Here is a 15110-nt window from a genome sequence, read left to right as displayed (position 1 = left end):
TTCAGCAGGAAGGATCGGGTCCCATCTGACCTGGCCGGTCAGCCAGTGTCAGTCGTTATACGAACTCAGATGTGGAAGTAGAGCTCGTACTCCAGGGGGGTGGGGGCCAGACGAGTCTGGTCCAGCTCGCCGCGCTTCAGGTCCAGCCAGGTCTGAATCAGGTCGTCGGTGAATACGTCGCCCTCGCTCAGGAAGTCGTGGTCCTCTTCCAGGGCGTTCAGAGCCTCCTCCAGGGAGCCGGGCACCTGCTTGATCTGGGCATGCTCTTCGGGAGGCAGCTCATAGAGGTCCTTGTCGATGGGGGCCGGGGGCTCGGTGTGGTTGAGAATACCGTCCAGTCCTGCCATCAGCTGGGCCGAGAAGGCCAGGAAGGGGTTGCAGGAGGGGTCGGGGGCGCGGAACTCGATCCGCTTGGCGGCAGGCGAGGTGCCGGCCAGGGGGATGCGGATGGCTGCCGAACGGTTCCGGGCCGAGTAAACCAGGTTGACAGGGGCCTCATAGCCGGGCACCAGACGCTTGTAGGAGTTGGTGGAGGGGTTGGTGAAGGCCAGAACAGAGGAGGCATGCTCAATCAGGCCGCCCACATACCAGCGGGCAATGTCGGAAAGTCCGCCATAGCCGTTCTCGTCGTAGAAGAGGGGCTTGCCATCCTTCCAGAGGGACTGGTGGCAGTGCATGCCGGTCCCGTTGTCCCCGGCGATGGGCTTGGGCATGAAGGTGGCTGCCTTGCCGGCCAGGGCGGCGGTCTCGTGGACCACGTACTTGTACTTCATCAGGTCGTCGCCCGCATGCAGCAGGGTATTGAAGCGATAATTGATCTCCTGCTGGCCGGCGCCGCCCACCTCATGATGGGAGCGCTCCAGAATCAAGCCCACCTTCTGCAGGTTGGCCACCATGTCGTCGCGCAGATCCTGGTAGTGGTCGATGGGGGGCACAGGGAAGTAGCCCTTCTTGACCCGGTTCTTGAAGCCGATGTTGTCGGAGCCATCCTCCTCGACATCGACGCCCGAGTTCCAAGGAGCCTCAATGGAGTCGACCTCGTAGAAGGAGCGCTGCATGCTGTTCTCAAAGCGGACCTTGTCGAAGATGAAGAACTCGGCCTCGGGGGCGAAAGAGGCCGTGTCGGCGATGCCGGTGGAGCGCAGGTAGGCCTCCGCCTTGGCGGCAATCTGCCGGGGGTCGCGCGAGTAGGGCTCGTCGGTCACCGGGTCAACAATGGAGAAGGCCACATTCAGGGTGCGATGACGGCGGAAGGGATCCATGTAAGCAGTCTCTGGATCGGGAATCAGCTTCATATCCGATTCGTTGATGGCTTGGAAGCCTTGGACGGAGGAGCCGTCGAAGGCCATGCCGTCTGTGAAAGCGTCTTTGAGGAATTCGCTGGCGGGGACGGTGAAGTGCTGCTGGACCCCGATCAGGTCCGTGAACCTGACTGAGACATATTCCACGCCCTCCTGGTTTATCAGAGCTTCGCAATCGGCCTTTGACTTAAGTTCGCTCACTGAACTGCTCCTTTCGTGGAAACCGTAACGGTCACCCAGTCTAGGGGACCGGTTTTTTCGGCAATGCACCGCTGAGGTTACGGGGGTGTTTCATGCGAAGGTCCCGGCGCCTCCCTGGGGAGATGCCGGGACCTTCAAAACATCAGCGCCCGCGCATGGCCTTGCGGCTGACGTGTATCTTGGTCGGATCAATGCCCTTGGGCATGCCCAGGGCGTTCTGCCGCTTTTGCAGAGTGACCAGCCGGTCGTTCAGGGTCTCCAGCTCGGTGGCGGTCAGCTTGACCTTCTTCTTGATCACGGTGCGCTGGAGCTTGTTGAGCGGAACCTGGTCAGGACCGTGGCCCACGCTGATCCGGTAGATGGGGATGGCCGACCCGCGGGTGATGCGGCGGATCTTCTCCTCCTCGCGGTTCATGGCCTTGTTGACGCGGTTGTAGTCGCCCTCGGCTATCAGGTAGACCCCGGTGCGGCCGGTGCCCCTCCAGACGGCATCCTTGGTCTTGGCATCAATCCATACAGGTTCCTGGGGGAAGGAGAAGCCCGCCTTGGAGATGCTGCTCAGCACGGCGGCGGCAGCGCCTGGACGACCCTCCATCTTGGCGTAGCCGACCTTGTCGGAGCGCCTGGTCAGGGTCATGGTGGCCAGAAGCAGGCCGACCATGATGCCCAGAAGCACGGTCAGGATCCAGGACAGCCAGCCAAAGTGAGCCAGCAGGCAGATCACCACTGCTATCAGTGTGGGCACCAGAATGGCCGCGGCCAGCAGCCAGGGGAGAGCCTTGTCTTCTGCGTAAGTGAATTGGTAGATCTTGACGATCTGACTGATCGTGCTGTTCTTCTTTTTTGCTTTTTTGCCCTTGGTGTCCTCTGTAGCCATGCCATCCTCACTCGGAAACGTTCACTGGTTGACCAGTCTACCGCATGCCTATCGCATGTTCAGGGGTCTGCCGTCAGCCTTGAGCAGGGCCTCTCCAATGGCTTCCGAGAAGGTGGGATGGGGATGGATGAGCCCGGCCGCCCGGTGCAGGGGGATCTGGTTGCCCACCAGCTGCTGGGCCTCGGCGATGTTCTCGGAGGCCTGGGGGGAGACCATTTCCAGACCGACGACTATCTGCTTCTCCAGATCGGTGGCTTGGCAGGCGGTGATCAGGCTGAGGGTGCCCTGCAGGCCGCTCATGCGCATGCGCGAGTTGGCCATCATGGGGTAGATGGTCTCCTTGACCTGGTTCAGCGATGGATCGTCCTCGGCCTCCTGCCGGCTGAAGCCCACAGCTGCGGCTTGGGGGGAGGAGAAGACCACGCGGGGGATGGTGGCCTCGTTGACAGGTTCAGGATCCAGGCCAGAGGCGGCATCGGCCAGGGTGATGCCCTGCTGGAAGGCCCTGTGGGCCAGATGGTGACCCGGGGTGATGTCGCCCAGGGCCCAGACTCGGTCACGGCTGGTGCGCCCCTGGGAGTCGGTCAGGACCTGGCCCTGCCCGTCCAGGTCGATGCCCAGCTCCTTCATATGCTCGGGGTTCGTATTGGGGTCCCTGCCGATGGCCACCAGAACCAGATCAGTCTCGATCGCTCCCGCCTGGCCCTTGTCGTCGGTCGGCTGGTAGTCGACCTGCATGCCCCCATCTGCGGGCAGACGGTGTCCGCCCGAGCAGCGGGCATGGGTAATGATCTGAATTCCCTGACGTTTCAACTCCCGGGTCATGATCTGGCCGGTCCGCCGACCCCAGTGGGAGAGCACCCGGTCATGCCTGACCATCAGGGTCACTTGGCAGCCGGCTTGGTTCCAAATGGTGGCGAATTCCAGGGCCACCGCACCTGAACCGATAATCAGCGCCCGGCGGGGGAAGGGCTTGAGGGTCAGCGCCCGGTCCGTGTCGATGACCAGATCATCGAAGGGGAGCTCCTCCAAGGGCCTGGCGTGAGACCCAGTGGCCAGGATGGTATCGCAGGTGGTCAGCCGGGTTCGATTGCCGTCAGCAGCGGTCACCTCCACCAGGCCGTCGCCGACGATGGTGCCGTGGCCGTGCACCACGGTGATGCCACGCTGCTTGAGCAGGCTCGCCAGGCCGCCGGTCATGGCGTCCACCATCCGGTCCTGATAATCCTGGAGTTTCTGGTAGTCGATGCTGGCCGACCCGATATTGATGCCCATGGCGGCTCCAAGGTCAGCCTGTTCAAGAACCTGGGTGGCGGTCAGCAGGGCCTTGGTAGGGATGCATCCGCGGTTCAGGCAGACGCCGCCGACTACGGGATCCTGCTCGACCAGGGCCACCCGTCCGCCCAGTTCTGCCGTGCGCAGGGCCGTGGCATAGCCGCCTGGGCCCGATCCGATGATGATGGTGTCGTACTGGCGGCTGTCGGCATCCCAGGGGTCAAGAGACTCTGTGCCGGGTTGGTTGATCGATTGCTGCATAAGAATCCATGCTAGCCGTACCGGCTGGGAGAATGAAGAGCATTCGCACAATGTGGAGTGAGTACAAAAACCGCCCGGAACCCAAAGGGCACCGGGCGGCGCTACCAGTCCATCGTTCGGTATGTCAGGACGATTCGCTTGTCAGTCGGGCCAGTGCCCACGCTTGCTCTGATTGGGCTTGGGAACCCGCCAGCGCCGGACCATCATGGCACGTTGCCAGGCGTAGGAGGCCGAACGTGAACCTTTGGCCACCGAGCGCTCGCCGAACTTGTCGATCAGCAGTCGCTTGAGCTTGCGCCACATCAGCCAGGTATCGATCAGGGCAATGATCAGGTAGCCATACAGCAGGACGGTCACCACCATGGTGAAAGTGGCATAATGCTGCGGACCCACGAACATGCCCATCAGGGTGGCGATGAACATAAGGATGATGGCCGGGAATATCCATTCCAGCAGATTGAAACGGGCATCCACATAGTTACGGATGTAGATCCTCCAAGGGAGGCGTTCCGACTTGGGCATGTGGTCGAGGTCGCCGGTCCTCATGGCCTCGTACTGGGCATCCTCACGGGCCCGGATCCGGGCCTTGGCGGCCTTGCGTGAGGCCTTGCGGTCCTTGGGGACTAACGGTCGCAGGTTCCGGGCCTCAGCCTGCTTGCGCTTGGGTGTGGGGCGTCCCTTGCCTCGTGCCTCTTCAGTGGAGGCCGTCTGGTCCGCCTCCGCCTCTTTGTCCCGTCGATCCTTGCGTGAGAAGGGGTTCCATGTCATGCGAACAGGTTACGGTGACGCCTAGACTCGCAAGCATTGATTCGCAAGCAATCAGAGGAGGTAACGATGGCGGAGCTGGGCCTGGAGACGATCCGCACACGTGTGCAAGACGATAGGAGCCGGATCGTCGATCTACTCAGGGACAAGATCGCCCTGGCTTCGGTTTCGGCCAAGGGGATTACCGGGGATCACATGCGTCGATCGGCTGACTATGTGGCCGGGCAACTGCGGCAGGTGGGTGTAGATGCCCGTGTGGTCCAGGCCACCAATCCTGACGGGACCCCTGGTGCTTTCGAGGTCATCGGATCCCGGCAGGTGGACGACGAGGCCCCGACCGTTCTGCTCTACGCCCATCACGACGTGCAGCCGGTGCCCGACCCCTCCCAGTGGTCCACTGACCCCTTTACCGGCGTGGAGAAGGAGGGACGGCTCTACGGACGTGGATCGGCCGACGACGGCGGCGGCATCGCCATCCACTCGGGTGCCCTGCATGCCCTGGGCAAGGACCTGCACGTCAACGTCAAGGTCTTCATCGAAGGGGAGGAGGAGATGGGCTCGCGCAGTTTCATCCCATTCCTCCAAGCTCATCGGGACGACTTCGCCTCGGACCTGATCATCGTGGCCGACTCGGGCAACTGGTCGGCGGACACCCCCAGCCTGACCACCTCACTAAGAGGGAATGCGGACCTGGATGTCACGGTCACAGTCCTGGAGCACCCGGTCCACTCCGGACAGTTCGGCGGGCCCATCCTGGATGCCAACACCCTGGCTGCCATGCTGATCGCCTCCATGTATGACGACCATGGGGAACTTGCCGTGCCCGGCCTGGAGGGTGGACAGCCCATCGGCGGCCTGCAGCGTGACCTGGACCAGGCTCAGCTGCGTGCAGATGCCGGCGTGGTGGACTCCTACCGGCTGGCCGGAACCGACTCCCTGGCCTCCAGGCTCTGGACCAAGCCTGCGGCGGCGGTGATCGGCCTCGATGCCCACCCGGTGGAGGGCTCCTTCAACGTGCTGGCTGACAAGACCCGCTTCCGCATTTCGCTGCGGACTGCGCCCACCCAACGGCCTGAGCAGGCCGCGCAGGCTCTGGCTGATTTCCTGGTCGCCCACGCCCCTCATGGGGCCAAGGTGGAGGTCACCCCCAGCGACATGGGCATGGGGTGGGCCATGGATGCCGACAGCCCGGTGGTCCGGCAGGCCGAGGAGGCCATGCGGCAGGCCTTTGGACGCGACCCGGTCAACAAGGGCGAGGGCGGATCCATCCCCTTCATCCCCGAGCTCAAGCGACTCTTCCCTGAGGCCCAGGTCCTGGTGACCGGCCCCGAGGATCCCCAGTCCAACGCCCACAGCCCAAACGAGTCCATCTCCCTGCAGGGGCTGATCGACAACATCATCACCGAATCCCTACTGCTGGATTCCCTTGACCATCGTATGTTCTAATATGGCTGGTGACACGGGGGCCGTATGCCTAAGGGCGTGCGGCTGAGAGGAGGCTCAGCCTCAACCGGACGAACGTTTACCGGGTAATGCCGGCGCACGGATGTCACTGGACCCGTGCCTGAACGGGATGGCGCTCATAGGGAGCGCCCCGAGGAAAGGCACAAGATCATGACCGATGGTCATTTCATCAACAATACTGTTTCTGGATCGGAGCCGGAGTCTGAGCGGACTCCCTCTCAGGTCAGGACCCCCTCCCGACGGTGGAGGGTGGTGGATATCGCCGTCGCCTCGGTCATCGGGGTGGCCTCCGCAGTCATCTACTGGGTGGTCGCCCTGGTGACCACCATTCCCTGGTCATTCCTGGACGGGGTTGTACCCGGTCTGGGTGGCGTGCTCAACGGACTTTACTTGTTTGCCGGGCCCCTGGCATCGGTCATCGTGCGCAAGCCGGGGGCGGCCGTCTATGCCGAGTTGGTCGCCGCCATCCTGGAGTCGCTGCTGGGCAGCCTCTGGGTGCCTGTGGAGACCATACTGATCGGTCTGCTTCAGGGCTTCATGGCCGAACTGGTCTTCATGCTGCTGCGTTACCGGCGTTGGAACATGTCCACGGTGGCACTGTCGGGCGCTGCCGCTGGTTTCGGCTGCTGGCTGTATTCCTTCTGCACGCACCTACAGGCCATCAACCTGACCGGCCCCTATGGGGTGATCTATCTGATAGCCACCCTGATTTCGGGTGCGCTGATCGCCGGAGTGCTGGTCTGGTACCTCTATAAGGCCATCGCCGCCACCGGGGCATTGGACCGCTTCGCCTCCGGCCGCGATATTCGGACGGCCGGGAAGTAGAGGTCTGGGCGTGGACCAGAGCATCCAGGACAATCCCTACCGACCCGCGGCCTTGGAACTGCGCGGTTGGGGGTACCGCCATGCCTATCGGAACCACTTCGCTGTCAGGGATCTTTCCCTGAGTGTTCCTGCGGGTCAGCGGGTGCTTCTGCTGGGAGCCTCCGGCATTGGCAAATCGACCATCCTTGAGGGTGTGGCCGGGCTGCTGGGCGATCATGCCCCGCAGAGCGGTCAGGACCAGGTCGAGGATGACGAAGGCGGGGTGACCCAGGGTCAGGTCCTGATCGACGGCAATCCCGCCGTATCCAGCCGGGGGCGTGTGGGTCTGGTCCTGCAGGATCCGGATGCTCAGGCCATCTTTCAGCGGCTGGGTGACAATGTGGCCTTCGGGCCGGAGAACATGGGGTTGCCCCGCGAGGAGATCTGGCCACGGGTGCGGAAGGCCATGGCCGAGGTGGGTCTGGCTGACCTGCAGCTGACCCGATCCACCATGCATCTGAGCGGGGGGCAGATGCAGCGTCTGGCCCTGGCCGGCGCTCTGGCCATGCAACCTGGGTTGCTTCTACTGGATGAGCCAACGGCCAACCTGGACCCGGTCGGTGTCGAGCAAATTGTCGGTGCCGTCAGGAAGGTCTTGGATCGGCAAGGCTCCACCATGGTTCTGGTCGAGCACCGGGCAGGGCCTTGGATGGATATGATCGACCGGGTCATCGTGCTTGGGCTGGGCGAGGTTGAAGATAGCGCAGGTGGATCGGGTGCTGCAGCCTATCGCAAGACAGTGATCATGGCCGACGGCAGCCCCCAGGAGGTCTTCACTGATCCTGGATTGGATCTGGCCTCCCTGGGCATCTGGGTTCCCGAGGCCTATAGGAGCGCCAAGGATTCGCTCCCTGAGCTTGGACGGGTTCGGTCTGGGCAATCCGGCCACGGTCATGATGGTCATCAAGTCTTGTTGACCGCCCGGGATCTGGCGGTTGGTCGTCAGGGCAAGGCAGTGGCCGAGCACATCGATCTGGAATTCAGGGCCGGGCAGGTCACGGCCTTGGTCGGGGCCAATGGGGCCGGCAAATCCACTCTGGCCATGACCCTGGCTGGTTTGCTGGAGCCCGTGGCCGGTTCGGTGCTTGCCCAGGATCGCCTACTTCGGGGACCCCAGGGGCAGACGCCTACCGAGCCGGAGCCCATACGATGGACCTCATCCCAGCTGGCGGCGCGCATCGCCTATGTCTTTCAGAATCCCGAGCACCAGTTTGCCCGGGGCACGGTCCTGGAAGAGGTCAAGCTGGCACCCATCCGCACCGGCATGACCGAGGACCAGGCCCAGGCCCGCGCCCTGGAGCTGCTGGGGCGCTTCAGTCTGAGACAGTACGCCCGCGCCAACCCTTACACGCTCTCCGGTGGCGAGAAGCGGCGGCTCACTGTGGCCTCGGCCCTGGCCGCTGCACCACAGATGCTGATTCTTGACGAGCCCACCTTCGGCCAGGACAGGAACACCTGGGTCAGCATGGCCCAGCTGATTGCAGACCTGCGCGACCAGGGAGCCTGCATCATCCTGGTCACCCATGACCGGGAACTGGTTCAGGCCCTGGATGCCCGTCTGGTGGAGATGACACCCCCAGGAGCCCGGAAGGCCGTCTGGCCTGCAGTCGAGTCAGATATGCAGGCTCGCCAGAAGACCGTTGCGGCCAGACTGACCGTCACGCCCATGGATCAGCGGGACGAGCCGGTCAAGCCAGCCAGCCGATCGCCATACATAGCCTCCATCAATCCAGCCTTCCGTCTGATCGGGGCCTTCCTGGCGGCTCTGCCCCTGCTGATCAGCCTGGACCCGGTTTCGGCCACGACGGCCCTGATCCTGGAGTTCCTGCTGCTGGGCGCGGCAGGCTTCACGCCCCTGCGCGTGGTCAGGTCCACCTGGCCCATCTTCCTGGGGGCGCCGGGTTCGGCTCTGGCAATCATCCTCTATGGCAAGAGCGGCGGCGCCACCTTCTGGCAGTGGGGGATGATCCACATCACCCAGCGGTCGCTGGACCTGGCCCTGGCCACTGCGTTGCGAATCCTGGCCATCGGGATCCCCGCCATCATCACCGTGCTGGGAATAGACGCCACCGACCTGGCCGATGCCTTCAGCCAGGTGCTCCACCTGCCTGATCGCTTCGTCTACGGTGGGTTGGCCGGCATGCGGCTTTTCACTGTTCTCAAGGACGACTGGTCGGCCCTGACCGCCTCGCGCCGCAGTCGTGGCCTGGGTGATGAGAACCGTTTCAAGGCCTTTATGCCCCAGGCCTTCGCACTACTGGTCCTGTCCATCAGGCGCTCGACGACCTTGGCCACGGCCATGGAGGCCCGCGGTTTCGGCGGCAGCACTCCACGAACCCATGCCAGGGTTTCCCATGTCAGAACTCGTGATGCGGGCTTCCTGCTTATCTGCCTGGCTGTGCCCGCAATCTCCCTGACCGTGGCTGCATCGACTGGCTCCATCGCCTTCTTCGGCAACTGATCGTCAGGGTCTTTCGCAGGCTTCAGATATAGAGGAACCCTGGCCCTTTCCACCTCCCGCAGAGAGGGGAAAGGGCCAGGGTTTGCCTGTGGTTGGAAGCGCTGGTCTCTTTTACCTGGCCAGAGTGGTGTTGATGTTGCGCACCTCGTCGAAGCGCTTGGAGGCATCCTCCCAGTTGACGATGTGCCACCAGGCCTTGACGTAGCTGGCCCGGTCGTTCAGGTACTCCAGGTAGTAGGCGTGCTCCCAGAGGTCCAGCAGGACCAGCGGGAAGATGGTGACGGGCAGGTTGCCCTGGTGGTCGTACATCTGCAGGGTGACCAGGCGCTCGCCCAGGGTATCCCAGGCCAGGACGGCCCAGCCGGATCCCTGGATGCCTGCGCACATGGATTCGAAGTAGGTCTGGAAGCCCTGGAAGGACCCGAACTGGTCTTCGATGGCGGCCTTGAGTTCGCCAGTAGGCTCCTGGCCGTCGGCCGGGGCCATGTTCTTCCAGAAGATGGAGTGGTTCTTGTGCCCGGCCAGGTTGAAGGCCAGGTTCTTCTCCAGCAGGTTGGACTGAGCCACGTTGCCGGACTCGGCCGCGTCGTGGATCTGCTCCAGGGCCTTGTTGGCCCCGTTCACATAAGCCTGATGGTGCTTGTCATGGTGCAGCTCCATGATCTTGCCGGACACGTACGGCTCCAGTGCCGAGTAGTCGTAGGGCAGATCGGGAAGTGTGTATACGGGCATATTGTCTCCTCACAATGATTCTGGCCAAGCCAGATGTGCCATGGTCGGTCTGCGCCATACCAGCGATGGACGTGGTCGACCCGACCGGTTCTTTTACCCTAGCCCCTTGTTGGCCGAGCACAAGGGGTGCAGACCTTTCTTTCAGTGAACTTTCCCACAGATGTGGGCTCATGAAGGTTCCTCAGCAGCGCTCTCGGCTGCCGGGGCTAGAGTTGTGCCCATGCCTTTTGATGACTCCCTTCTTGACAACCCCCGTGCCCAACGAATTCGTCGCCTGGCTGAACTGCAGGATCGGCGGGCCCGGCAGCGTCATGGCCGTTTCCTGATAGAGGGGCCGCAGAGCGTGCGCGAGGCGGTCCGCTGGCGTCCCGACCTGCTGACCGACCTTTATATTCAGGCGGATGAATCCTCTCCTGCAGCCCAGGGCGGTCATCCGCAGCCGCTCAACGAGACTGTGGGTGCCATCATGGAGCAGGCACGGGAGCTGCCTGATTGCTACGGACACTTCGTCTCGGCCCGGGTCATGCGTGCCATCAGCGGCAATGCCCAAGGGATCCTGGCTCAGGCGCGCACTGATGGATTTTTGGCCCAACCGACGGATCTTGAGGATTCTCGGGATCTGGCAGTGAAGGGGATCGACCTGGTGGCGGCCTTCTGGCAGATTCGTGATCCAGGCAATGCCGGAACCGTCATTCGCACGGCCGATGCCGCTGGTTGCCGGGCGATCATCCTGGTGGACCAGTGCGTGGAACCCACCAATCCCAAGGTCATTCGCTCCACGGCTGGCTCGGCCTTTCACATCCCCCTGATGACCATGGGCACCGAGGACTTCCTGGCCCTGTGCAGACGGCAGGGTCGGATCATGGTGGCGGCCGATGTCTATGGCACGCCGGACAAACCCGTCCGCTCCCTGACTGATTTGATGGCGAGCGGTGCCCTGGCCAAGCCAGACTCGTCGGGTCAACCCATGGCCCTGCTTTTCGGCAATGAGGCACGTGGACTGCCCAATGAGTTGCTGCAGTCCATGGATCAGATCGTTCGCATACCCATATACGGGCGGGCTGAATCACTCAATCTGGCCACCTCGGCGGCGGTGCTGCTCTACGCCATGGCCATGTCGAGTCGTATTGAAAGAATGTGAAGGCGTCAACGACCGGGATTTCCGCTGATTTGCGGCCCGGACACGGCATTGGCAACAGTGGAAAGGTCCATGGTGGCACAGGAAGAATTCGACCCCGCGGCGATGACCGACGAGGTCAACGAGGGCATCGGCAGGATTCGCGAAGCCTCCGATCTGGAAGAACTCAAGGCGATCAAGGCCAAGTATGCAGGGACAGGTTCAGCCCTGGCCGGATCCGGCCGGATCATCGGAAGGCTGCCAGCGGATCAGAAGAAGACCGCCGGCCGTTTAGCGGGCAAGCTCAAGGCTGACTTCGGACGTGCCTACGGGCTCAAGGCGCGAGAGCTGCGCCAGGAGGAGGAGTCCCGCCGCCTTGCTGCTGAGCAAGTGGATATGACCCTTCCGGTCGAGCGTAAACCTCAGGGCGCACGTCATCCGCTGTCCAAGCTCATGGAGGACGTGGAGGATTTCTTCGTCTCCATGGGTTGGAGTATCGCCCAGGGCCCCGAGCTGGAAGCCGAGTGGTACAACTTCGATGCGCTCAACTTCGGCCCTGACCATCCCGCCCGCCAGATGCAGGACACCTTCTATGTCAAGGGCAGCCAGGCCAGGGATGCCGCCGGTTTCGTCGGCTCCAACATGGTCATGCGCACCCATACCTCCCCGGACCAGGCCCGTTCCCTGATAACCCGTGGTGTACCGCTTTACGTGGCCTGCACGGGCAGGGTCTTCCGCACCGATGAACTGGATGCCACCCACACCCCGGTCTTCCACCAGTGCGAGGCCATCGCCGTGGATGAACACCTGACCATGGCCGACCTCAAGGGCACCCTGGACAAGCTCGCTGTGGCCATGTTCGGTCCCGAGGCCCGGACCAGACTACGGCCCTCGTACTTCCCCTTCACCGAGCCCAGCGCCGAGATGGATCTCTGGTTCCCCGACAAGAAGGGCGGCCCCGGATGGATCGAATGGGGAGGCTGCGGCATGGTCAACCCCAACGTTCTGAGGTCGGCCGGCGTGGACCCGCAGCGCTATTCAGGCTTCGCCTTCGGTGTGGGTATGGAGCGCACCCTGCTCCTGCGCCACGACATCAACGATATGCACGACCTGGTCGAAGGCGACGTGCGGTTCAGCCAGCAGTTCGAGATGGGGGAGTGACCGTCAGATGCCAATGGTAGATATCGACTGGCTCAAGGAGCATGTGCAGGTCCCTGAGGATCTGACCTATGAACAGCTGGCCAAGGACCTGGTCCGGGTCGGCCTGGAGGAAGAGGACATCCACCAGTCCACAGTGACCGGTCCCATTGTGGTCGGCTATGTGGTGGATGCCAAGCCTGAGCCTCAGAAGAACGGCAAGACCATCAACTGGTGTCATGTTGATGTGGGCGAGCAGTACAACGCCGTGGACGACCAGGGTCACAAGGTGCCGCGTGGCATCGTCTGCGGGGCCCCCAACATGGCTGCGGGCGAGAAGGTGGTGGTGACCCTGCCAGGGGCCGTCCTGCCCGGTGACTTCCGCATCGAACCACGCAAGACCTATGGCCACATCTCGGACGGCATGTGCGCCTCCGAGCGTGAGCTGGGGCTGGGTTCGGATCATCAGGGCATCATCCTGCTGCGCAACTACGGGTTCACCCCTGAGCAGTACGAGCAGCTCAAGCCCGGTGACGATGCCATGAGCCTCCTGCATATGAATACGCCCGTGCTTGAGATCAACATCACCCCTGACCGTGGCTACGCCTTCTCCTACAGGGGGGTTGCCCGCGAATACCACCACTCCACGGGCGCCGAGTACACCGATCCGGTGATTGAGCTGAACAAGACGGTGCCGGCCTCGGCAGCCCAGGAGGATCAGGCTCCGCTGGCCGTGCGCGTTCAGGATGAGAACCCTATTCACGGTCAGCCAGGCTGTGATCGGTACTACCTGCGTGCCTTGACCGGGTGCGACCCCAAGGCGCCGACTCCCAGCTGGATGCGTCGTCGGCTGGTTCGGGCCGGCATGCGCTCCATCAGCCTGCCGGTGGATATCACCAACTACGTCATGCTGGATCTGGGCCAGCCCCTGCACGCCTACGATCTGGACAAGCTCAGCGGGCCTATCGTGGTGCGCAGGGCCAGGCAGGGCGAGCACCTGACCACCCTTGACGGCAAGGATCGCGAGCTCAGCACCGAGGATCTGCTCATCACTGACTCGCCCGAGGGGCAAGAGGGATCTCGCATTCTGGGACTGGCCGGCGTCATGGGCGGTCTGTACGGAGAAGTGACCGATCAGACGAAGAACATTCTGATTGAGTCCGCCCACTTCGACCAGGTGACCATCGCCCGGACCGCCCGTCGCCACAAGCTGCCCTCGGAGGCCTCCAAGCGCTTTGAGCGCGGGGTCGATCCGCAGATGCAGCCAGCCGCTGCAGCCATGGCCGCTGACCTGCTGCATCGCCTTGCCGGTGGGCAGGACTTGGATGCTCCGCTGGATATGGATCAGACCAAGCCCATGCCGGTCATCGACTTTGCCGTCAGCGAGGTGGCACGTCTGACCGGACTGGAGGTGGAGCCCCAGCGCATCGTGGCCATTCTGCGCGACATCGGCTGCACGGTCCAAGGTGATCCTCAAGACCGGCTGTCGGTGACTCCGCCAACCTGGCGGCCCGACCTGGGCGAGGGCTGTGATCTTGTCGAGGAGGTGGCCCGTCTGGTGGGTTATGACCGCATCCCCGTCACCGTGCCATCACCCAAGGTGTCCGGAGCGGTTGGTCTGACCGACCGTCAGCAGCGTCGTCGTTGGGTGGCTGACACCCTGGCCGAGTATGGACTGACCGAGGTTCTGGACTACCCGTTCGTCGGTGACAATGATTTCAAAGCCTTCGGCATGGATCCTGATGAGATCCATACCAACAGCGTGGAGCTGGCCAACCCCATGGCCGCTGACAGGCCCTACCTGCGCCAGAGCCTGCTGCTGCCGCTGGCCAACACCGTGGAGCGCAACCTGCGACGTGGCAACACGGATGTGCGTCTCTTCGAGATCGGCTATGTATTCCGTCGCGACCCCAAGGCTCCTGCGGTGCCCACCCTTCCGGGCGGTGTGCGGCCCAGCGACGAGGATCTGGCCCGCCTGGACCAGGGTCTGCCCGAGCAACGGCTGCATGTGGCGGCCTTGCTGACCGGCCGTGCCCAGGAGGACGGCTGGCTCAAGGACAGCAGGGATGTGGACTGGACCGATGCAGTCGAATCCGCTCGTCGTGTCCTGGATAGGCTGGGAGCACATTATCGGCTGGAGCAGCCCTCGGCCGAGCAGGTGCCTGACCAGTGGCATCCGGGTCGTACCGCCAGGCTGGTCCTGGATGACGGCACGCTTGTCGGCATGGTGGGCGAGCTGCATCCTCGGGTTGATCAGGCCCTGGGCTTCCCTGCCCACTCGGCCGCCTTCGAGCTGAGTCTGGACATGGTGCTGGACCACTTGGACTACACCCCCCTGCAGGCCAAGCCCGTGTCGACCTTCCCGCCGGTCCGTCAGGATCTGGCCTTCACCGTGCCGGACACGGTCTCGGCAGCCGACCTGACTTCCGCCATCAGAGAAGCGGCTGGGTCTAGTCTTGAATCCATCGAGCTGTTCGACGTTTTCACCGGCGATCAGATCGGTGAGCATGCAAAATCGCTGGCCTTCGCAGTCACCTTCCGCGCCCCGGACCGCACCTTGACGTCCGAGGACAGTGAATCCCTGCGCCAGGCCATCGTTGACAAGACTGCAGGTCTGGGCGCCGTGCTGCGTGCCTGACCGGGCATCAAGGGGAC

Annotated in this window: 11 protein-coding genes and 1 riboswitch; of the genes, 6 read left to right on the top strand and 5 right to left on the bottom strand. The window is 63.2% G+C overall.

Features of this window, described 5'->3' with window-relative positions; translation table 11 throughout:
* Positions 1–65: 65 nt before the first annotated feature.
* The 4 genes from glnA to P273_RS0100285 all read right to left on the bottom strand — a co-directional run bounded on the left by glnA (position 66) and on the right by P273_RS0100285 (position 4683).
* On the bottom strand, positions 66–1502 hold the full coding sequence (gene glnA / locus P273_RS0100300; RefSeq protein ID WP_024626535.1) for a type I glutamate--ammonia ligase: 1437 nt from the start codon (positions 1500–1502) through the stop codon (positions 66–68).
* 142 nt (positions 1503–1644) lie between these two features.
* Positions 1645–2379 carry a DUF4191 domain-containing protein gene (locus tag P273_RS0100295; protein ID WP_024626534.1) on the bottom strand — a complete coding sequence of 245 codons (735 nt, stop codon included), beginning with the start codon at positions 2377–2379 and terminating at the stop codon, positions 1645–1647.
* A gap of 48 nt (positions 2380–2427) precedes the next feature.
* Entirely contained in the window at positions 2428–3915 is a 1488-nt protein-coding gene (locus P273_RS0100290; protein WP_024626533.1) for an NAD(P)/FAD-dependent oxidoreductase, read from the bottom strand.
* Positions 3916–4056: 141 nt separating this feature from the next.
* A complete protein-coding gene (locus P273_RS0100285) occupies positions 4057–4683 on the bottom strand; it encodes a DUF3043 domain-containing protein (protein ID WP_024626532.1) in 627 nt (208 codons plus the stop codon).
* A gap of 66 nt (positions 4684–4749) precedes the next feature.
* On the opposite strand from P273_RS0100285, the gene P273_RS0100280 reads away from it, so the two are divergent.
* From P273_RS0100280 to P273_RS0100270, 3 genes are all read left to right on the top strand, one after another.
* Positions 4750–6126 (top strand): dipeptidase, encoded by a 1377-nt coding sequence (locus P273_RS0100280; protein ID WP_024626531.1) that lies wholly within the window; start codon positions 4750–4752, stop codon positions 6124–6126.
* A 3-nt stretch (positions 6127–6129) separates the two neighbouring features.
* Positions 6130–6245: riboswitch (TPP riboswitch) on the top strand.
* A gap of 49 nt (positions 6246–6294) precedes the next feature.
* Positions 6295–6969: an ECF transporter S component gene (locus tag P273_RS0100275; RefSeq protein WP_024626530.1), complete on the top strand. Its 675-nt coding sequence runs from the start codon at positions 6295–6297 to the stop codon at positions 6967–6969.
* Between the two features lie 10 nt (positions 6970–6979).
* Positions 6980–9469, top strand: a complete 2490-nt coding sequence (locus tag P273_RS0100270) for an ATP-binding cassette domain-containing protein (RefSeq protein ID WP_024626529.1) — start codon at positions 6980–6982, stop codon at positions 9467–9469.
* 111 nt (positions 9470–9580) lie between these two features.
* Here the strand turns inward: P273_RS0100270 and P273_RS0100265 are convergent, their stop codons facing one another.
* Entirely contained in the window at positions 9581–10201 is a 621-nt protein-coding gene (locus P273_RS0100265; RefSeq protein ID WP_024626528.1) for a superoxide dismutase, read from the bottom strand.
* A gap of 220 nt (positions 10202–10421) precedes the next feature.
* Here P273_RS0100265 and P273_RS0100260 point away from each other — a divergent pair, with 220 nt between their 5' ends.
* From P273_RS0100260 to pheT, 3 genes are all read left to right on the top strand, one after another.
* A complete protein-coding gene (locus tag P273_RS0100260) occupies positions 10422–11342 on the top strand; it encodes an RNA methyltransferase (RefSeq protein ID WP_024626527.1) in 921 nt (306 codons plus the stop codon).
* A gap of 69 nt (positions 11343–11411) precedes the next feature.
* Positions 11412–12479, top strand: a complete 1068-nt coding sequence (pheS, locus tag P273_RS0100255) for a phenylalanine--tRNA ligase subunit alpha (protein ID WP_024626526.1) — start codon at positions 11412–11414, stop codon at positions 12477–12479.
* A gap of 7 nt (positions 12480–12486) precedes the next feature.
* Positions 12487–15093 carry a phenylalanine--tRNA ligase subunit beta gene (pheT, locus tag P273_RS0100250; RefSeq protein WP_024626525.1) on the top strand — a complete coding sequence of 869 codons (2607 nt, stop codon included), beginning with the start codon at positions 12487–12489 and terminating at the stop codon, positions 15091–15093.
* Positions 15094–15110 lie beyond the last annotated feature (17 nt).

The organism is Bifidobacterium sp. A11 (assembly GCF_000499185.1).
Classification (GTDB): Bacteria; Actinomycetota; Actinomycetes; order Actinomycetales; family Bifidobacteriaceae; genus Bombiscardovia; species Bombiscardovia mizhiensis.
Note: the sequence above shows the minus strand (reverse complement) of the source record. Positions and strands in the feature narration are given on the sequence as shown.